Consider the following 20162-nt stretch of genomic DNA (forward strand, 5'->3'; position numbering starts at 1 on the left):
GAATTATCTTCTGCGGTTTTTCTTTATCGGAGCATTGGTTATTCTGTATGAAAGAATAAAATATAGGGTAATAAAAAGGGATGCCTACCAAACATCCCTTTATAAAAAATTAACCACTATGTAATTTTATCTAGCCACTACTCCTAATATAAGGTAAGTGGTGAGATCTGTAGTACTTAAAGGTTGGGTAGGATCATGCACTACCAGAAACCCGTCATATTCCTGCAGTAATTGATCATAGGTCAACATTGTCAAATGTTCCACCATCGCAGTAGTACCTTGAGGAGTAACCATTTCAGAGAGTACATTAGCATTTGGTGTTTCATTATATGGCGTACCATTAGGAGTGGTATCAGGATCAGCCATGTCATGTGCATGGATCATATACATTTGACCTGCCATAGTATTATTTAAAGTTACCATGATCTTAGCCATGCCATTGGGCATTTCCATGACTTCCATTCTAGCAGAAAGGTTGCGCGGATGCTCTCCTACATATGAAGTAGCAGGCCCTACTAGTTGCCCATCATTAAAAGAATATTCAAACACCTGACTTCTCAGCATAGGCTCGTCATCCTCCTTATTACAACTTGATACTATTATCATACAAGCCAGGGCCATCAATAGCGGAATTTTATTCATTACGTTTTTCATATTAAATATTTAAGTGAGTAAGTTGGATTTAGAATGAGATACGAGGGGCTATTGTAAAATGGATTGCTGAAAAATAAATTTTATCAAAAATATACTGGAAGGCCCTGCTTTGAATAAGTTACATAATTCCTAAAAAACATTGGATGAGGTTAAAGGTTAGTATTAATAGGCTATTTAAAACTTACTATAAGGTAGTCCACATTATAATTGTTAACCATAAAAATCAACCACTTAACCATGGAAACTACTAAAAAAACCGTATTAATAACAGGTGGAACCGAAGGAATCGGTTTTGAACTTGCCCGATTATTTGCAAAGGACAGTTATCAGCTTATTCTGGTCTCTAGATCAGAAGAAAAACTCCATATAGCATCAAAATCGCTAGAAACGGAATTTAATGTCAAGGTCCACACAATATCAGTAGATCTCAAAAATCACGAAAATACTAAGCAACTCTATCAAGACATTAAAGAATTAGTAGGTGAGGTAGATGTACTTATCAATAATGTGGGCCAGGGAGAATATGGCAAATTCCTGGACAACAATGTAGACAGGGAACTGGAAATAATACACCTTAATATAGGTTCATACGTGATCCTAACCAAGTATTTTCTTAAAGATATGGTGGAACGTAATAGAGGTAAGATTCTAAACGTGGGATCTATTGCAGGAGAGACACCAGGGCCTTGGCAGGCTGTCTATCATGGAACAAAAGCTTTTGTAAACTCTTTTACAGAAGCCATTCGTAATGAGGTGAAAGATACTGATATCACCATCACCTTATTACGGCCAGGGGCTACCGATACCGAATTTTTTGATAAGGCAGATATGGAAGAATCCAAAATGGTACAGGATGGAAATCTTGCTGATCCGGCCAAAGTAGCACAAGATGGATATGATGCGCTGATGGCAGGCAAACATAGCGTAACCTCAGGACTGATGAATAAAATCATGGTGGGTATGGCTAATATCCTTCCAGATAACCTGGCTGCTGAAAGTATGAACAAACAGCAAAAACCAAAAGAATAATTAAAAGAACAAAGTCCTATATTGTTTTATAGGACTTTGTTTTAACTTATCTATATTAAGATATAATTTCAAGGTATTTTCTAGGTAAATTCACCATAATAGTCTGCATGATGCCTGGAATACGGATGATGAAATAATCCTGGTTCCCTTTCTGTATACACTCACCTGTAAAACCTTGGAGTGGACCTCCTAATATTTTAACCTTTTCACCAGGCTCAATTTCTGTAGCTTCTACATCTACAGACACTCCTGTCTCCAATACCCGCTGGATCAATAATATCTCTTCATCCCTCACAGTAGCATGAACTCCCGAAAAGTTAACGAATTTAACAGCACCCTGTACCTGAAGCGACTCCCATAATTTATCCTTAGTAGTCTTAACAAATAAATAACCGTTAAAAAGTGCCCTTTGCACCTTTTTTTTTCTATCACTCCATTGCCTCACTTCTTCTACCATAGGTAAAAAAACTTCCAGACCATTTTCTACCAACCTTTGCGCAACCTTCTTCTCTGCCCGGGGCGCAGTATACATCACGTACCACTTACTAGTTTCACTCATATAAATATATTCGTTCAACAAATTTATAAAATATAGTAAGATTAAAAAATTAATAAAATCGCTCAGATGCATATACAATCATTTTATACATCCATGATGCATGATGCTAAATGATCCAACTACTTCCAGACCTCAAACAGGAGACAGGCAAATTGCCCTATAAAGAACACATCATATTCCAAGGAGCATTTTCGCAGCTGACTCATTTGGAGACATCATCTTCCATAGACGGGGCATTATAGATAAATACCATCCTTATTAAGAACATTATAAAATATTATTTGCAAATATTAAGTACTTAAAATTAAGTTAAAATAAAATTTCAGTTATATTTTTATCATATAAAAAATTCCAATTTTTATAATATTTAACATTTTTATTGAAGGATATGCCATATGTTTTTTATAAAAGATGCTTAGACCTTTTAATTGCTGTAGTAGGAATAACTTTACTATTACCAGGAATGGTCATATTATCCATACTCTTAGTATGGATATATAAGGAAAACCCATTTTTCACACAAATAAGACCAGGAAAGCATGGGCGCTCTTTTACTATTTATAAATTTAAAACACTCTCTGCCCCCACTCATCCTGCTCAGACGGATGCTGAAAGGATTACGTATATAGGCTATCTTTTAAGAAAATATTCAGTGGATGAACTTCCACAGCTCCTGAATGTAATCAAAGGAGATATGAGTATCATAGGGCCTCGTCCTTTACTGTTGGAATATTTACCCTTATATGGTCCACATCACTTTAACAGACACCAAGTAAAACCAGGTATGACAGGTTGGGCCCAAGTACATGGAAGAAACGATCTGCCTTGGGAAGAAAAATTTACTTTGGATATATGGTATGTAAATAATATATCATTTTTGATAGATTTAAAAATAATATGCCTAACCTTGATTAAAATCTGTACGGGGGAAGGAGTATATCCTAAAGAGAACCTTTTTGTCCAAAAGTACAATAAATAGGCTAAATAAAGTTTGACATCAGAAAATCCTTACTGCAATGGGTTTAAAGAAAATCTTACTATCCCCTCCACATATTGGAAGCAATGAAAAAAAATACATTGAAGAAGCTTTTACCAGTAATTGGATAGCTCCCATAGGTCCTAATGTGGATGGATTTGAAAAGGACATATCTGATTTTCTGGGGTGTGGCCATGTGGCAGCTTTAAGCTCGGGGACCGCTGCAATACACCTATCCTTAGTCATACTGGGTATTAAACCTGGGGACTGTGTCATCTGTCCTACTCTGAGTTTTACAGCCTCAGCAGCGCCTATTGTCTATCAGGGTGCCGAACCCATATTTATAGATTCAGAAGAAGACACTTATAATATGTGCCCGATCCTATGTGAAGCGGCCATCCAAGAACTCCTATTAGAGAACAAAAAACCAAAAGCGATTATTATAGTCCATATATATGGAATGCCAGCTCATATGGCCGATTTTTTAAGAATCAGCCACACTTATAATATACCTTTAATAGAGGATGCAGCTGAAGCCTTAGGATCCACTTATCGTAATTTCCCTTGTGGAGCGATGGGTGATTTTGGAATATTTTCATTCAATGGAAATAAAATTATTACCACAGGTGGCGGCGGTGCATTGGTCTCTCCGGATAAGAATTTAATCCAAAGGGCTAGATACCTAGCTTCCCATGCAAGAGAGCAGCAAGCTTATTATCAACATTCGGAAATCGGCTATAACTACCGCTTGAGTAACATCAGTGCGGGCATAGGCAGGGGCCAGATGGAATTGCTAGGTGCCAGGATCCATAGCCGTAGAGCAAATTATAAAAGATATCATAACTTTTTTTCAGACTTTAAAGGTATAAAAATGCAATCAGAGCCCAGTTCAGCATATTATTCAAATTGCTGGTTGACTACTATAGTTTTGGATCCTGTTATCTGGGATGATATAACTATACCCAAATTGACCTTTGAAATGGAGCAGGCCGGAATTGAAAGCCGTCCATTTTGGAAACCTCTCCATTTGCAGCCCGTTTATAGGCATGCAAGGTATTTTGGTTCAGATATTGCCCAAAATTTATTTGAAAGAGGCATCTGTCTTCCCAGTGGAAGTAATTTAAAAGAGGATGATTTCCAAAGAATTTTTGATGTGTTCCTTAGATTATTGAAAAGGTCCAAGGCCCCGGTTACATTGAATAGGTAATAATATTGATCCAGGTACCTTTTTTAAAAGTGCTACTTATTTTTAAAGGTATAGAAATAGGCCTTCATAAAGTGCCTACCAATGATTATGGATGGCAAGCCAGCCATATCATTTTAGCCTATAAAATCACAACCTCTCCTCCACGCCTAGCCCAAACAGTGCAAAATCATATTTCACCGGATCATCAGCATCGAATTTTCTCAAATTTTCTGTCAGTTCTATTGCCGTCAGCCAGTCTGTCTGTTTCCGGGTGATCAGCCCCAGTTTACGTGCTACCCTATCTACATGTACATCGCATGGACATATTAATTGGGAAGGATTTATGGTCTTCCATATTCCGAAATCTACCCCATTGTCGTCATTTCTTACCATCCACCTAAGGAACATATTGATCCTTTTGCAGGCTGCTTTACGTGCAGGTGTCGCTATATGTTTGGTAGTACGCCGGGGTGCTAAGGGGTCATTAAAAAAAAATTGCCGGAAATTAATAAGAAGGTCATACATAACATTCTTATCCTCGGAATAACCCTTAGTGAATGCTATTTCTAGACTTTCGTTTTTCTTATAAAAAGCAGAAAGAAAATGAAGAAAATATAGGGTGTCTATATCATTAAAAGTTCTGTGTTTGAATTTTAAAAATGGTTTTAGATCATTCTCTGCATGGTTCAAGATGAAATCATGGGGAGCATTATCCATCATTTCCATAAGCTCCAGACATTTATTGATAATTGTTTTACGCTGTCCCCAAGCCAGAATTGCAGAAAAAAATCCGGCTATCTCGATATCCTGTTTTTTAGAAAATCTATGGGGAATAGAAACCGGATCTAGGAGAATAAAATCCGGGTTATTATAAAAAGCTACCTTCTCTTCTAAAAACGCTTTTAGATTTTCTATCATAGGGCTATTTTCACCTCTCCCCCCTGTGTCCCGTCAAACCATTTAAAGTTAAGCAGGTTTTCTTCTTTCTCTGCCAAATGCCAGTCAAAGCATTTAATATTAGTCAGTGATACCAGACTGTCATCATCAGGTCTGTAAAGACAGATATCAAAGTCCGGCAGATTTTTGGGTTCTGTGGAATTCCATCTTTCCAATAGATACCCCTCATCTATCAAATTGATCTTTTTCCCAAAATAATGTTCTTCTAACACTGAAGGCACACCGTCATTTCTCCTAAAAGAATAACATGCTGGCCCGAACATGATCTGTTTATATACCTTACCCTCTATTAAGTCCACCTGGGGACTTATTTTTTCCCACTCGGATTTTTCCATCTCCTGGTCTACTTCATTACCTCCTCTTATTTTGGTCAAAACTTTAGATAAAGCAGAGAAACAATAAGTTATGCCAATAAACAATATTCCAAATGAGGCTAATACAGGATAGGAAACAATGAAAATAAAATTCCAAATGTACCTGAAGAAATGGTGAAAAAAGAGCTGTATTTTATTCATTCCGATGAGATAATCAGAAACAAAAATATAAGATAAAATTCAGAAAACCAATTTTTTAACCCTATCCAAAGGAATCCTCAAAGGGTATAATGTTGATTATAAAACATTTAACCAATAAGGCTATTTCTACATATAGAAATAGCCTTATCTTTTAAGTCCCAATATAAAATAATTTTATTTACCAATATCAATAAGAAATCTCTACCGGAAACCTATTATTAACTGCTCTTAGTTGATCAAATGCTGCTTTAGAGACTTTTACCAACAATCGGTTATTATCTCCTGTCTCAGGAAGTTTGCCTACCACTCTGGCAAATATAGTCACATCGTTTTCCTCATTTCTAATTCTCATAATCGTGCCCACCGGAGCTGTTCTGTGAAGCACCAGGTATTTCTTATGATTCCCGGTACCGTCTATGACTTCGGCCTGGCCTGTTTCTTTTATGTTTTTTGGTTCAGTGGAAGTAGGACTTGCATTGGGCTGTGAAGGACGTGTCTCCACTATAGGTCTGTCACTTGATGTAGGAGTTGTCCGATCGGAAGCTGGAGCTGTAGGAGCTGTCCTTGGCTCAGAAGCAGTAGGTGTACCTGAAGCCATACCCCTTCTACCCACTTTAAGACTCTGGCCTAACGTCAGGTTAGTAGAGGTCAATCCATTCCAATTTATTAAATCATCCACTTTGGCATCATATTGCTTAGCTATGGCGAAAAGGGTCTGACCCTGTTCCACCTGATGATTAATCCATTCTCCCGTAGCAGGAGACGTAACAGTTTCTGAATTCCGGTTAGATGCCGGAACTGAGGGCGGTCTTGTGGAAGGGCGGTTTTCTTCTGCTTTTCTATTTTCTGAAGGAGCTGTGGGAGGCTGTGTAGATGCCACTGGAGTAGCTGGCTTGTTTTCAGCTACAGGAGATGAAACTCCTTTGATGATCAATGACTGCCCCACACTGAGATCATTCCCTTTTAGATCATTCCAGGCCATCATATCCTGTACACTGACCTGATAGGTTTTAGCGATGGAAAAGAGGGTTTCACCCGGATTAACTTTATGGAGATGTGATCCTGCAGGTAATGCAGCCTTTTCTGTGTAAGGGATCCTGATTCGTTGCCCTGCCCTTAATCCTTCACCCAAGGCGGGATTGCTTCCTATGATTTCATTCATAGGTGCTTCATATCGCCTTGCTATCCCAAAAAGGGTTTCTTTTTCATTAACCTGATGGATGATGAATGTCTTTCCCCCTACTCTTTCTACACCCACTGAATCCATAAGGGATATTTCACTTGCATATGATATCCCACTAAAGGTTAGCAGTCCTAAAATCATTAAACATTTCTTCATTTCTAGGTATTATTTTTTATTTATTAGCATGCACTAATTTACTCCAATAAAAACAGAACGGCGCCACGGAACCGAAACATTGATTAAACTCCCAACAGCCTGATCTTTCCAACTGCTATCTTGGCTGCAAATTTCATATTTATTTCTATATATACAATTTTACGAGCGGTTCATTTGTACTTTTTTAAGGAATTCTATCCGGCCTATAACCTTGGAACGATGAATGAAGAAGAACTTATTTATTTTTAATAATAATTAACTAAATATAGAAAATTGCTGTTTAATAACGACACTAAACCTAGTGATGGATAAATAAATAAAATAAGTATATTGAAATAATTTTAATCTACCTGAAATCAAGCTAGACGAAGAACTTCCCATAGGGAGGTGAAGCTCCTATTATGGATTTCCCCCTCCGGGACTTTGGTTCGGAACACGTTATGCAATTTCAACAAACAGAACAAACAGCACATTACACATGAAATACAGCCATTTATTTATTCTCTGGATATTGATATGCTTACCAGAAATTTCTTTAGGGATTACGGTACAGGACTCCCTTGTGAGAAAGAAAGTATTTGTTTTTGACATAAAGGCTGATATAGACCCGAGAATGAACCGGCAGGTAACACTGGCATTGCAGGAAGCAGAGCAGCAGCAGGCTGATATGGTCATCATCCATATGGACACTTATGGTGGCGCTGTGAATGATGCTGATGATATACGAACGATGGTATTGGAGACAAGCATACCTATCCATGTATTTATAGACAAAGATGCAGCTTCAGCTGGTGCACTGATATCTATAGCATGTGACAGCATATACATGGCCCCGGGCGCCAGCATTGGTGCAGCCACTGTAGTAATGGGCGGAGGCGGAGAAGCTGCTCCAGATAAATATCAGTCCTATATGAGGTCCATGATGCGAAGTACTGCAGAGGCTAAAGGAAGGGACCCAAAGATATCAGAAGCCATGGTAGATGAAAACCTTGAAATAGAAGGTATCTCAGCAGCAGGATCTGTCATTACCTTCTCAGTATCGGAGGCCATAGCTAATGGCTTCGCAGAAGCACAAGTGAATGATATCAACGAAATAGTAGCTAGACAGGGAATTACGGACTTTGATATTGTAAAATATGAAACCTCCAATGTGGAACAGGTCATTTCGTTCTTCTTAAACCCTGCTGTCAGTGGCTTTCTTATTCTGATTATTTTTGCAGGTATCTATTTTGAAATTCAGACTCCGGGAGTGGGATTTCCGATAGCGGCATCGGTTATCGCTATGATGCTTTATTTCATCCCCTATTATCTTACAGGATTAGCTGGGAATCTGGAAATATTGATATTCGTGTTAGGAATAGTGTTTTTGGCTGTAGAAATATTTGTTTTTCCTGGCTTTGGGGTTTTTGGCATATTAGGCATTTTAGGTATACTGACCGGGCTTACCCTTGGCATGCTGCCCAATGAAGCATTTGATTTTACTTTTGTACCTTCAGGTGATCTGTTCACAGCACTGCTTACCGTTATACTTTCGGCGGTGATTGCGATCATGCTCATATTTTATCTTGCTCCGAAGGTTAACGAATGGGGAGCCTTTAAAAGCGTATCATTAGCTACTACCTTCACGCGTGAGGAGGGGTATACTTCTTCTTTTTACAGTGACGCCATGGTAGGTAAGGAAGGTGTGGCCCATACCCGCTTGATGCCCAGTGGTAAAATAATCATTGATGGGGAAATGTATGATGCTTACAGCCGGGGGGAATTTATAGACCGTGGTGAACCTATATTGGTCATCAGTGCAGAAGGCACATCTCTTAGGGTTAAAAAAACGGTTTAATATATGTTAAGAATATATATGGGTGATTGTATCATTTTTTAATTATGTTTGTGCCCGAACGTGAGGGATATGAATGAATTTCAGACTATTTATCAGCAAATAAAAGAAGAGAAAATTTTGCTTTTATCTAAGTATTTTTACCAAGAGGTAGGATTACAGTCTGACCTGCGTGCTTTATATCCTGAAGACCTGGAAGGTGCTGAAGAAAGGCTTTTTCTATTTTTGCTACAGGTTTTTGGCGGACCTACCACATATAGTGAAAGCAGGGGACACCCCCGTCTCAGAATGAGGCACTTAAACTGGAAAATAGACTCCCATTTGAGAAACGTCTGGCTTAACTGTATGCTGAAAGCCATAGATAAATTAGGAATAGAGCAAAATGCAAAAGGAATCATGCAGGACTATTTCGTCAAAGCCGCTAACCATATGATAAACCATCAGTAAGTGATGAAGATATTGAGAAGAATATATTCCATCTATGGCATGGTGGTATTTGGTCTTACCTTTTTGGCATTATTGCCTTTTTTCGTACTGACTATAGAAATTCCTTCATTAAAAAAATATGGAAGAATGCTGAATAGAATATGGGCTAAGGCTTTTTTTATATTTCTCTTCATGAAAGTAAAATATGAAAACAGGCATCATCTAAAAACCAGTAAGCAATATATCATAGTGGCTAACCACTTTTCCTATATGGATATTCCCACATTGGGATTAATCCCTACCGATGCGGTATTTATTGGTAAAAGTTCTCTTGGCAAACTCCCTATTTTCGGATATATGTTTAGGAACCTACATATAGCAGTGGATAGAAACAGTATGAAAAGCAGAGGGGAAACTATACTCAGAACGAGAGAAGCCCTTGATAGGGGCAGCAGTGTAGTAATTTTCCCTGAGGGCGGAATAATCGCCACAGAACCTCCCCTGATGGGGAAATTTAAAGATGGAGCGTTTAAAACAGCAAAAGAAAAGAAAATCCCTATCATACCGGTCACTTTATCTTTTAATCATTTAATTTTGCCGGATGACGGCAAACTATTGCTTAACTTTAAATCTCCTAAGGTAGTATTTCACAAACCTATCTCCCTGGAGCAATTGGAAGTCTATACGCCCTTTGAGCTAAAAGATATATGCTTCAATATTATTCAGGACCAATTAAATGAAGACAATGCCGATGCAGTAATTCAGCATTCTATGGGCTTTCAATAAAATATAATAATAATAAAATCCATCAATATGGACTGATTATATAAGCGGCATCCCCGGATTGCTGCTCTTTAAATATAGGGTAATATGGACTAGACATCCAAGACACTTCCTTCCAGAGAGCAGTCAGGTGTTACCATTGAAACGAAATATAAATAAACAGATGAAATCGAGCATGAGGAAAATCTCACAAAGCGGCATGATTATCTGCCTAAGCGAGATCCTCTCCCGTTTCCTACGTCACGGGACAAGTTATGACCTTTGAAAAACAAATTATATACAGATGAAAATAGATACCAATACTCTAAAGAAAATTGCACATTTGGCCAGATTGGAATTTGACGAAAAAGGAGCTGAGAAAATGACCGCTGATATGAGTCAGATCTTGGATTGGGTAGAAAAATTAAATGAAGTAGACACAGAAGGTGTAGAGCCGATCACCACCATGTCCTCTGAAATCAATGTATTAAGGGAAGACAAGAGGGGTATCCATCTTCCACATGAAGATGCCTTAAAAAACGCACCACAAAAAGATTCGGATTATTTTAGAGTGCCTAAGGTTATTGAATAATGCCATTGAAAACCAATATGAATCTCAGTACCATACTACTTGCCATTCTATGTCTGGCAGGTAGTATTCTTTTAATATGGGTTTCATTTTTCAACCCTTCTTCGGGAATGCCTATCGAGCCTGGACTTTTTTCAGAAAAAATTAAAATACCGCTTCAGTTTATTAACATAGGATTAACCCAATTTCCACTTGAAGTTGAAAATTACCTGGTTTTTCAGAATTTTGAATCGCTACCTCCTATTGTACAAAGATTCAATACGCTTTCTTTTGGGATCATAACTTGGTTTTTGATATCGCTGGCGATGGTCTATATCTCTACTTTTACCAGGTCATATTTTATCATCAGTAGTGTGGCGGTAATTGTCTTAATGCTCCTATCAGGGGTAAACGGACTAAACATAGGAGCTATCAATAGTAACTATGCTTTTATCATACTTATATTAGGTTTAATGGCACCTTCCGTCATCATTAATACATTTTTTAATCAGACTTCTCTTATCGTAAGAGGCTTGACCATTTTTACAATAGCGGCAATTACTCTGCCGATCCTTACTGCCCTTAGTCAAGTTACTGATCCTTATCTGATGTTTTCAGAAAATATCAGTCTGGTGAATATGATCATAACTGTCCTGTTTTTTGCTTATATAGGTCATAGCGTAATAACAGCCATTTTTTATATGCTTATCAAAATGAATAAAGGTGTGGGTATCAAAATCACCTGGCACCTTACAGTGCTGTTTTTGATTTATCTAGTCATGTTGATATTCACATTTTTGGATTTGACAGGCAATATGATTTTTGGTATGCCTACCCCACCCATACCACTTATGGTGATCATAGTGGGTGCTTTGGGATTTATAGAGGTAAATCTTAAAATCGATCAGATCCGGCAGCCTTATAGCTATAAAATCATAGGCCAAATGGTCTATTTAATCGGCTTTGCCATAGCTCTTTTTACCTTTTGGAAGGCAGAATTTTCTGTGAATGAACCTATGGCAGACTTCCTGAAGCATAGTTTTATCTATACCCAACTGGCATTTAGCCTTCTGTTCTTTGGCTATCTGATGGCTAATTTCTCGGATCTGATGAATTCAGGACAATCTATAGAGAGGGTCATATTCGAACCGAATTTTTTTGCCTATTTTCACATGAGGATAGGCTCCCTTATTGCCATGATCAGTTTGGTACTTTTTGCTGATGGTGTCTTAGCCCTCCAGTTCGGTGCTTCCTCCACTAATGTGACAGCAGATTATTACTATGCCACAGAGCGCCCTCTAGAGGCAGGCATTTTGTATGAAAATTCCTGGGCCAGATACAGGAAAAACAAAAAATCAAAAAATGCTTCAGCCCATTTAAAAATGGTGCAGAACCAACCGACCCTAGCGATAAGAGAGCTAGAAGAAAGTTTTGAACTATCTCCTTCAGTAAATGACATCATATTCCTGTCCTCCGTTTTACACCGGCAGGATAAAATCTTCGATGCTATATTCTTCTTAGAAAAAGGATTGGACCTCTTTCCGGAAAACAGTTACCTGAAGAATAATCTCGCTTTACTGCAAAGTAAAATCAACCAGGGAGAGATGGCCTATGAGCTATTGAATGGAATCAGCCATGAAGCGGCCATAGCAAATAAAATCGGCATCCAAACCAAACATTTAATCAAAACAGAACAAGTAGCTACCGATAAAGATAACCTTTTGGCCTCGATCAACCGACTGGCTTTAGAAAATCTGAAAGGCAACTATTCTGATATTATGCTTCTAAGTGATGAGCATGAAATGGAACCCACTATCACTACTAAAGCCCTTTTGGCCAACCAGTGGAGCAATAAGACTATTCGTAGTACATCGGAAGATTTGGCTATGATAGACCGTATATTAGCTCAGGATATCTCTTCGGGCGAAGAAGAGGACTATAGGCAGATCCGGATATTAAGGAGCTTGCAGGGAAACCATATCAATCAGGCTTTGACCTATATCAATGGACTGGCATTTAATTATCCAGGCTCCTCAGGATTCTATCACCATATGGCAGCAATGGTCTATACTAGTCAACTGGACTTTGAAAAAGCTGCCAGAGAACTGGTAAGAGCCGAGGAAAAAGGATTTAGAAATTTTAGACCTGAGCATTTATTGATCCTTTATTTTGGCCAGCAGATGGATAGGGCAGAACTATATGCGATAAAACATGAAGTAGCATGGCCCAAGTGGATGGTTTTTCATGATAATAGACTGGTGCTGAATGAGGAGGTAGTGTTTCTTAACGCCTTGTCGACTTTAAACGAATCCACAAAAAATGAATTTTTGGAGCATCTGGCCTCAATCCGTAGAGAGGACCTAAAGGCCAGATATGCCTATGAAATAATTTGGAAAAAATCTCACTGGCTAGACAGAGCAGCTATGGAATCTTTAAAGGCCATCCTTATGAAAAATGAGGCCTATGTACATGAACGTGCCTTCATTGATGACCTAGTGGATCTGATGGATTCTATGGATGCCAGTCAGGTAAAGCATGATCGTCTTCTGCATATGATTACACTAAATAAGTTAGATCAAAATGCCTACCGGACGCCATTTATATTTATGGCAGTAGATCAGGTAACTGATCCGATAGCACAATATAATATATTGCAAGAAGCGACTGATTATAACAGAGACCCCCTTTTATGGATACATTTAGTCAGACAAAGTAGGCTCGCAGGACTGGATCAATATGCCGGCGAAGCCCTTAATACTTTGCGCGGATGGGTGGATGATGCTACACTGGAAGCCTTGCAGATAGAGCATTTGTAAAAGGTCATGATATAAAACCTTAGGTTGATGTATATTTTTTGTAAGTTATCCCGTATATTGGAAAATAAATTATAAATCTCCGATGGCTAAAATAATAGAAACCCGCGACATTCAGAAAACCTACAGAATGGGCAATGAAGAAGTGAGGGCACTTAAGTCCGTTTCGATCTCCGTAAATAAGGGGGAATATGTAGCTTTTATGGGACCTTCAGGATCAGGCAAATCTACCCTTATGAATATCATCGGATGTCTGGACACTCCTACTGCCGGGACTTACATCTTAAATAATAAAGATGTAAGTGATATGACAGAAAATGAACTGGCTGAAATCCGTAACAAGGAGATAGGTTTCGTATTTCAGACTTTTAATCTTCTGCCTAGGGCCAGTTGTTTAGAGAATGTCGCCCTTCCACTGATCTATGCGGGCTTTGGCAAATCTGACCGAGAAGAGAAAGCTTATGAAACATTGAAAAGTGTAGGGTTGGGAGACAGGGTGCATCATAAACCCAATGAACTTTCCGGCGGACAGCGGCAGCGGGTGGCCATTGCCAGGGCATTGGTCAATAGCCCCAGTATCATACTGGCCGATGAACCGACAGGAAACCTCGATACTAAAACCTCCTATGATATCATGGGTTTATTTGATGAACTGCACCAAAAAGGCAATACCATCATCATGGTAACCCACGAAGATGATATCGCTCATTATGCCCACAGGATTGTAAGACTGAGAGACGGACTGGTAGAAACTGACGCTATTAATGCTAACCCAAGCCAAGCCCATAAACAATTTACCTCTTCGTCATTTGAATAATATTATTATAAATTGTTTCTTACCAAAATGAAAATCTATACTAAGACCGGAGATCAGGGAACCACTGCCCTACTAGGAGGTACCCGAGTATCTAAAGCCAATCTCCGCATAGATGCATATGGCACTGTAGATGAATTAAACGCATATATAGGTTTGCTTAGGGATCAGGAAGTAAACAATGTCCGCCAGGGATTTCTGAAAGAAATTCAGGATAGGTTATTTACTTTGGGGGCAGCATTGGCCTCCACTCCGGGAAAAGAAAATATACAAAGACCAGACATTCATCTACAGGACGTAGAGAAACTAGAGATACAGATAGATAAGATGGAAGAAAGCCTGACCCCTCTAAAAAATTTTGTACTTCCGGGAGGACACCAAGTTATATCCTTCTCACACCTTGCCCGGACTGTCTGCAGAAGAGCGGAAAGGTGTACCATACTGCTGGATCAAAGTGAACCGGTAGACCCTATATTGATCGCTTACTTAAATAGGCTTTCAGATTACCTTTTTGTGTTGGGGAGAAAAATTGCCCAAGAATTAAATATTGAAGAAGTCCTTTGGGAACCAAGAAATAAACAATCATGAATACTACCATAGATATAAAAATCACACAAACATCTACTTCTAAGCTAAGCACTACAGATTTTGACAACCTACAATTTGGGCAGACCATCAGTGACCATATGTTCATTGCTGATTTTAAAGATGGGGAGTGGACTGATTTCAGAGTAGAACCATACGCCCCTTTGATGTTAAATCCAGCCAATGCTACCCTGCATTATGGACAGTCTGTATTTGAAGGCATGAAAGCCTATAAAAGCAAAGCCGGAGAAACACTCATATTCAGGGCAGATGCAAATCAAAAAAGACTGAATAATTCTGCCAAAAGGTTATGTATTCCTGAAGTGCCTGAAGACCTATTTATGGAAGGCCTTAAAAAATTGTTGGAAATAGATAATGAATGGATTCCAAATAGAGCAGGATATTCCCTTTACATACGGCCATTTGTATTTGCTACAGATGACTATTTGGGCATCCGACCTTCCAACAAATATAAATTTATCATATTCACCTGCCCTGTTGGGCACTATTATGCCAAACCTGTAACAGTCAAGGTAGAAACGGCATATTCTAGAGCATGTGAAGGCGGTACGGGTTTTGCCAAAGCAGCAGGTAATTATGCAGGGTCATTGTACCCGGCATCATTGGTTCAAAAACAAGGTTATGACCAACTCCTTTGGACAGACTCAAAGTCCCATCAAAACATAGAGGAAAGCGGTACAATGAACATCATGTTCGTGATAAATGACACCCTATTTACAGCACCATTGACTACCAGTACCATTTTAGCTGGGATCACGCGAGACAGTGTATTGACACTGGCAAGAGAGATGGGCATGAACGTAGAGGAAAGATTCGTAACGGTGACCGAACTTGAAGATGCACTTCATTCAGGACAGCTTAAAGAAGCATTTGGTACAGGAACAGCTGCTACTATAGCACATATTTCCCTCATCAATGTAAATGAAGAGGATTATCATTTACCTGAGAAACCTAAAGACAGTTTTTCTTATAAAATATTAGAAGAACTTGACGCCATCAAATATGGTAAAAAAGAGGATACCCATGGTTGGATTATGAAGCTGCAATAGGAATAAAAGGTGATGGATAAGCCCCTCATTTTGACAATCATAGCAGGAGAATAAACCACTCTGAAAAAACAATGCCTTTATCGAGGTATAAAAATTTATTTTAAGATACGATTATCAAACTAGTAAAGTGGCAAAACTTACCATTTCCTTTATCCTTATCATTTTCTGCATATGTGAATGTAATGCTCAGAAACTTATGCTTTTGCAACGAGGTAGTAATCAAAAAACCCGAATCATCTATGAAGAAGGGGAACAACTTGTTTATAGGCAAAAAGGGATGGATTATTTTTATGAAGATGTAATTCGTGAAATTCATGCTGACTTTATCGTGCTTGCAGAAAACATCATTAAACCTGAAGAGATAGAAATAATAGACATCAGGGCAAAGGATGAAAGAAACCATACCATCAGAAATATCAGTGCGCTGGCATTTTCGGCCGGAGCACTGGTCCTTACTGCTGAAACCATCAACAGCCTTTATATGGACGGATCCCTTAGATACAGTACAGGTGGGCTGATCTTAGCCGGATCCCTATTTGGCGGCAGCGCGATAATTTCGTTATCTAAGTACAGGTATTTTCGGCCAGGCGGGCGTAATAAGATTCAGCTTATCCAATTAGAGGATTAAGATTTTTTTTATTCGCTGAAATGTATATCCGATCATCAAATCTACATCACTACTAATTGATTACCTATTGGTTAGCATTATTGACCCTTATCGTATAACACCATGATAAGTTGATTGCTTTACAGGGAAGGTTTCATAGATAAAGGTACGATTAGGTAAAACCATTAAAAATTCAGAAATTTGAATTTCAATAAAAATAAATAAATTATGACATTAGACCAGTTGAAAGACTTGAAGGCCCGAGTATCGGCCTTGAGGAGGTATCTTTGACTACGATCGTAAGATAGTAGAGATAGAAGACTTAGTGGCAGTTTCTGCCCAGCCGGAATTCTGGAACGATCCAGTAGAGGCTGAAAAAACAATGAAAATAATCCAGTCTAAAAAAACATGGACCTCTGCATTTGAAAAAGTAGATACCATGGTACAGGACCTGGAAGTACTGTATGAATTCTACACAGCAGGAGATGTAGAAGAAGAAGAGCTGAAAAGCGACTTTAAAAAATGCCTCTCTCATGTAGAAGATTTAGAGCTGAAGAAAATGCTGAGCAGCGATGAGGATCAGCTCAGTGCCATGTTAGAGATCAATCCAGGTGCAGGAGGTACTGAAAGTAATGATTGGGCTTCTATTCTGATGAGGATGTACATCATGTGGGGAGAGAAAAACGGATATAAAGTCCGTGAAGTAGATCTCCAAGAAGGAGAAGTAGCAGGAGTAAAATCGGTAACTTTGGAATTTGACGGGCCTTTGGCCTATGGATTTCTTAAATCAGAAATAGGCGTCCATCGCCTGGTAAGGATATCACCATTTGACAGTGGTGGCAGGAGACACACGTCCTTTGCCTCAGTATATGCTTATCCTGTAGTAGATGATACCATAGAGATAGAGATCAATCCTTCCGATATTGAGCTTCATACTTCCAGGTCAGGTGGTGCAGGAGGCCAAAATGTAAACAAGGTGGAAACCAAGGTGCAACTTACCCACAAGCCTACAGGGATAGTGGTGGTCTGTCAGATAGAAAGGTCTCAGCTTGCCAATAGGGAAAAGGCCATGCAGATGCTGAAATCTAGGCTTTATCAGCTGGAGATGGAAAAACGTAATGCAGAAAGAGCCAAGATAGAATCAGGCAAAATGCGTATAGACTTTGGATCTCAGATCCGAAACTATGTTCTCCACCCCTATAAGCTAGCAAAAGATGCAAGGACAGGATATGAGACTTCTGACATACAGGCTGTATTGGATGGTGATTTAAATGGTTTTATGAAAGCCTTCCTACTAGCCCAGAGTGAAGAAGAAGTAAAAGATGACAATTAAAGTTATTTAAAGTTTTTATAATAAGGCACTGCCAGTAAAAGGCAGTGCCTTCTTTCATGCCTATCCTTATAAGTGGAATGAAAATTTTGCCACCTTTCTTTACCATCAATTATTTTTTACTATGTGTCAGTTCATTCTTGTTTTTTGCAAGTTTTAATATGATAGTGCCTGAACTTCCCTCTTACCTGACTTCCTTGGGTGGAGAAGATTATAAAGGACTAATCATTTCCCTTTTTACACTTACAGCTGGCTTTTCCAGGCCCTTCAGTGGTAAACTTGCTGATAAAATAGGCCGAATACCCGTAATGGTATTTGGTGCATCAGTTTGCTGCCTAGTAAGCCTCCTATACCCTGTTATGACTTCAGTGGCAGGTTTTCTGTTCTTAAGATTTGTTCATGGCTTTTCCACAGGCTTTACCCCTACTGGCACCTCGGCGTATGTTGCGGATATAGTCCCCTTCAACAGAAGAGGTGAGGCCATGGGTATACAGTCCTTATTTGGATCTCTGGGGATGGCAGCAGGGCCTGCTTTGGGCGGATACTTAGCTTCCATCTATCCTATCAACATATTGTTTTATGTATCTGGTGTAGTAGCTATACTATCCATCCTTATCTTACTCAGACTTAAAGAAACGGTTAACCCTACTGAGAAATTCAATCTCAGCCATATAAAACTTAATAGGCAAGAAATAATTGAAAAGCGAGTTTTAAGCCCTTCCATAGTACTTTTTTTTACTGTTTTTTCTTTTGGTATTATATTAACAATTATACCTGATTATTCAGAATATCTAGGCATAAGAAATAAAGGACTCTTCTTTGCGGTTTTCACCTTGGCTTCCCTTGCCATCAGGATAATAGCAGGCAGAACATCAGATAAATATGGCCGAATACCCGTGATGAAAGTAGCCTCATTTTGCATGATAGTAGCCATGACCGTCATTGCATATGCAGATGGCATGACCATGCTGATGATCGGTGGAGTATTATTTGGATGTTCTGTGGGAATGAATAACCCTACCGTTACCGCTTGGACGATCGACCTCTCCTTAGAGGCCTTTAGGGGGAGGGCACTGGCCACTATGTACATTGCACTGGAAGCCGGTATCGGTTTGGGAGCACTGATTTCAGGATGGATTTTTGCCAATCAGGCCTCTAATTTTAAAAGTGTTTTTTTACTCGGTGCAATAAGTGCCATGATAGCATTTATTTACCTGCATATACTTCCTATTAAATTTCTACGCAAAATCCATTAGGAAATACGAATACGTATGAGAATAAGAAAGTTTATTGGGCACGAACCCATATTTAGTATTTTTCTCAAAAATATTAATTGGATATTATTATAACTAAATACAAGAAAATCACCTTTGATTTATTAGCTTCGTATATTCATTACGAAAAAGATGCCAATAGTACTCCAAAAACCTACATTCATTTATGCTTTCATCCTTTTACTCACTATTGCAGTAACGGCATGTATATTTGAATGGCCTGTCCTTCATTATGGTTTAAGAATTATATTAGTGCCATTTTTAATGTATTTTTTCATTAAGGATTTTAAAAAATTTGAACACGCATTGATTCCATTGCTGATTACAGCTACATTTTTCAAATACATCGGAGATATATTTTTTATGGTAGAAATGGAAGAAAACTTATTTAATTTGTTTGCCATATGTACTTTCATTGTGGCAAATGTAGGCTACGGGTTAATGTTCTATTTTTCCTATCAGAAAAAACAGAAATTAAGAAGGGATAGCTATTTCATTCCAGAGATAATTTGGTTGGTTTTCATTACAGTTACTTTGTCGTTATTGCTTCCTTATTTTGGTATGTATCAGATCCCGGCAGTTATTTATACCGTTTTTTCTAGTTTTACTCTATGCGCCATGACCAGAAGAAGAAAATATCTTCGTAAAAAAACGTATTGGACAGTATTTTTGGGCACGACATTTTTATTTACTTCAGACATATTACATGCTTTAGGGGTGTTTTACAACCATTCTATACATGATTCTCTTATCCTCGTCTTTTTCACATTAGGCCATTATTTTATCATAAAAGGTATGACTGTTCAATTTAAGGACGAACTTCATCATGAAAAGATCTTGATGAAAAACATTCATGCCTGACGC

General features: G+C 38.5%; 21 protein-coding genes. 16 read left to right on the plus strand and 5 right to left on the minus strand.

The window, feature by feature from the left end:
* Positions 1–126: 126 nt before the first annotated feature.
* Positions 127–654, minus strand: a complete 528-nt coding sequence (locus tag EL17_RS04825; protein WP_164674960.1) for a hypothetical protein — start codon at positions 652–654, stop codon at positions 127–129.
* 237 nt (positions 655–891) lie between these two features.
* Here EL17_RS04825 and EL17_RS04830 point away from each other — a divergent pair, with 237 nt between their 5' ends.
* Entirely contained in the window at positions 892–1683 is a 792-nt protein-coding gene (locus tag EL17_RS04830; protein WP_035070944.1) for an SDR family NAD(P)-dependent oxidoreductase, read from the plus strand.
* A 55-nt stretch (positions 1684–1738) separates the two neighbouring features.
* On the opposite strand, the gene EL17_RS04835 is transcribed toward EL17_RS04830, so the two are convergent.
* Positions 1739–2242, minus strand: coding sequence for a UpxY family transcription antiterminator (locus EL17_RS04835; protein WP_035070946.1), 504 nt, complete (start codon positions 2240–2242; stop codon positions 1739–1741).
* 110 nt (positions 2243–2352) lie between these two features.
* On the opposite strand from EL17_RS04835, the gene EL17_RS24175 reads away from it, so the two are divergent.
* The 3 genes from EL17_RS24175 (at position 2353) to EL17_RS04845 (ending at position 4425) form a co-directional block, all read left to right on the plus strand.
* Positions 2353–2484 carry a hypothetical protein gene (locus EL17_RS24175; protein WP_262482650.1) on the plus strand — a complete coding sequence of 44 codons (132 nt, stop codon included), beginning with the start codon at positions 2353–2355 and terminating at the stop codon, positions 2482–2484.
* Positions 2485–2630: 146 nt separating this feature from the next.
* Positions 2631–3221, plus strand: a complete 591-nt coding sequence (locus tag EL17_RS04840) for a sugar transferase (protein ID WP_035070948.1) — start codon at positions 2631–2633, stop codon at positions 3219–3221.
* Positions 3222–3258: 37 nt separating this feature from the next.
* Positions 3259–4425 carry a DegT/DnrJ/EryC1/StrS family aminotransferase gene (locus tag EL17_RS04845; protein ID WP_035070950.1) on the plus strand — a complete coding sequence of 389 codons (1167 nt, stop codon included), beginning with the start codon at positions 3259–3261 and terminating at the stop codon, positions 4423–4425.
* Positions 4426–4551: 126 nt separating this feature from the next.
* Here EL17_RS04845 and EL17_RS04850 read toward each other — a convergent pair whose 3' ends face one another.
* The 3 genes from EL17_RS04850 to EL17_RS04860 form a co-directional block, all read right to left on the minus strand.
* Entirely contained in the window at positions 4552–5322 is a 771-nt protein-coding gene (locus EL17_RS04850) for a TIGR02757 family protein (protein WP_035070953.1), read from the minus strand.
* On the minus strand, positions 5319–5876 hold the full coding sequence (locus EL17_RS04855; protein WP_035070957.1) for a hypothetical protein: 558 nt from the start codon (positions 5874–5876) through the stop codon (positions 5319–5321). The genes EL17_RS04850 and EL17_RS04855 overlap by 4 nt, the downstream gene beginning before the upstream one ends.
* Before the next feature lie 187 nt (positions 5877–6063).
* Positions 6064–7215, minus strand: a complete 1152-nt coding sequence (locus tag EL17_RS04860; protein ID WP_035070961.1) for a LysM peptidoglycan-binding domain-containing protein — start codon at positions 7213–7215, stop codon at positions 6064–6066.
* 478 nt (positions 7216–7693) lie between these two features.
* On the opposite strand from EL17_RS04860, the gene EL17_RS04865 reads away from it, so the two are divergent.
* From EL17_RS04865 to EL17_RS04920, 12 genes are all read left to right on the plus strand, one after another.
* The gene (locus EL17_RS04865; RefSeq protein WP_035070965.1) at positions 7694–9052 is read left to right on the plus strand and encodes an NfeD family protein; all 1359 of its coding nucleotides are present in this window, start codon (positions 7694–7696) and stop codon (positions 9050–9052) included.
* A 69-nt stretch (positions 9053–9121) separates the two neighbouring features.
* Complete coding sequence (locus tag EL17_RS04870) at positions 9122–9496, plus strand: globin domain-containing protein (RefSeq protein WP_035070968.1); 375 nt, start codon at positions 9122–9124, stop codon at positions 9494–9496.
* Between the two features lie 3 nt (positions 9497–9499).
* Positions 9500–10261 carry a lysophospholipid acyltransferase family protein gene (locus EL17_RS04875; RefSeq protein ID WP_035070973.1) on the plus strand — a complete coding sequence of 254 codons (762 nt, stop codon included), beginning with the start codon at positions 9500–9502 and terminating at the stop codon, positions 10259–10261.
* A 280-nt stretch (positions 10262–10541) separates the two neighbouring features.
* Complete coding sequence (gatC, locus tag EL17_RS04880; RefSeq protein WP_035070974.1) at positions 10542–10829, plus strand: Asp-tRNA(Asn)/Glu-tRNA(Gln) amidotransferase subunit GatC; 288 nt, start codon at positions 10542–10544, stop codon at positions 10827–10829.
* 17 nt (positions 10830–10846) lie between these two features.
* Positions 10847–13621, plus strand: coding sequence for a tetratricopeptide repeat protein (locus EL17_RS04885; RefSeq protein WP_035072071.1), 2775 nt, complete (start codon positions 10847–10849; stop codon positions 13619–13621).
* A gap of 82 nt (positions 13622–13703) precedes the next feature.
* Positions 13704–14435 carry an ABC transporter ATP-binding protein gene (locus tag EL17_RS04890; protein ID WP_035070976.1) on the plus strand — a complete coding sequence of 244 codons (732 nt, stop codon included), beginning with the start codon at positions 13704–13706 and terminating at the stop codon, positions 14433–14435.
* 27 nt (positions 14436–14462) lie between these two features.
* Positions 14463–15020: a cob(I)yrinic acid a,c-diamide adenosyltransferase gene (locus EL17_RS04895; protein ID WP_035070978.1), complete on the plus strand. Its 558-nt coding sequence runs from the start codon at positions 14463–14465 to the stop codon at positions 15018–15020.
* The gene (locus EL17_RS04900; protein WP_035070980.1) at positions 15017–16087 is read left to right on the plus strand and encodes a branched-chain amino acid aminotransferase; all 1071 of its coding nucleotides are present in this window, start codon (positions 15017–15019) and stop codon (positions 16085–16087) included. Before EL17_RS04895 ends, EL17_RS04900 begins: the two co-directional genes overlap by 4 nt.
* Before the next feature lie 127 nt (positions 16088–16214).
* The gene (locus EL17_RS04905; RefSeq protein WP_035070982.1) at positions 16215–16715 is read left to right on the plus strand and encodes a hypothetical protein; all 501 of its coding nucleotides are present in this window, start codon (positions 16215–16217) and stop codon (positions 16713–16715) included.
* 207 nt (positions 16716–16922) lie between these two features.
* Positions 16923–18027, plus strand: a protein-coding gene (gene prfB / locus EL17_RS04910; protein ID WP_164674961.1) for a peptide chain release factor 2 whose coding sequence is annotated in 2 segments (ribosomal slippage) — positions 16923–16982 and positions 16984–18027 — 1104 coding nt in all. Because the reading frame shifts where the segments join, the coding sequence is not laid out codon by codon here.
* Positions 18028–18104: 77 nt separating this feature from the next.
* The gene (locus EL17_RS04915) at positions 18105–19280 is read left to right on the plus strand and encodes an MFS transporter (protein ID WP_035072075.1); all 1176 of its coding nucleotides are present in this window, start codon (positions 18105–18107) and stop codon (positions 19278–19280) included.
* A gap of 150 nt (positions 19281–19430) precedes the next feature.
* Positions 19431–20159, plus strand: coding sequence for a lysoplasmalogenase family protein (locus EL17_RS04920; RefSeq protein ID WP_035070985.1), 729 nt, complete (start codon positions 19431–19433; stop codon positions 20157–20159).
* Positions 20160–20162 lie beyond the last annotated feature (3 nt).

This window comes from Anditalea andensis, assembly GCF_000714815.1.
GTDB classification, from domain to species: Bacteria; Bacteroidota; Bacteroidia; order Cytophagales; family Cyclobacteriaceae; genus Anditalea; species Anditalea andensis.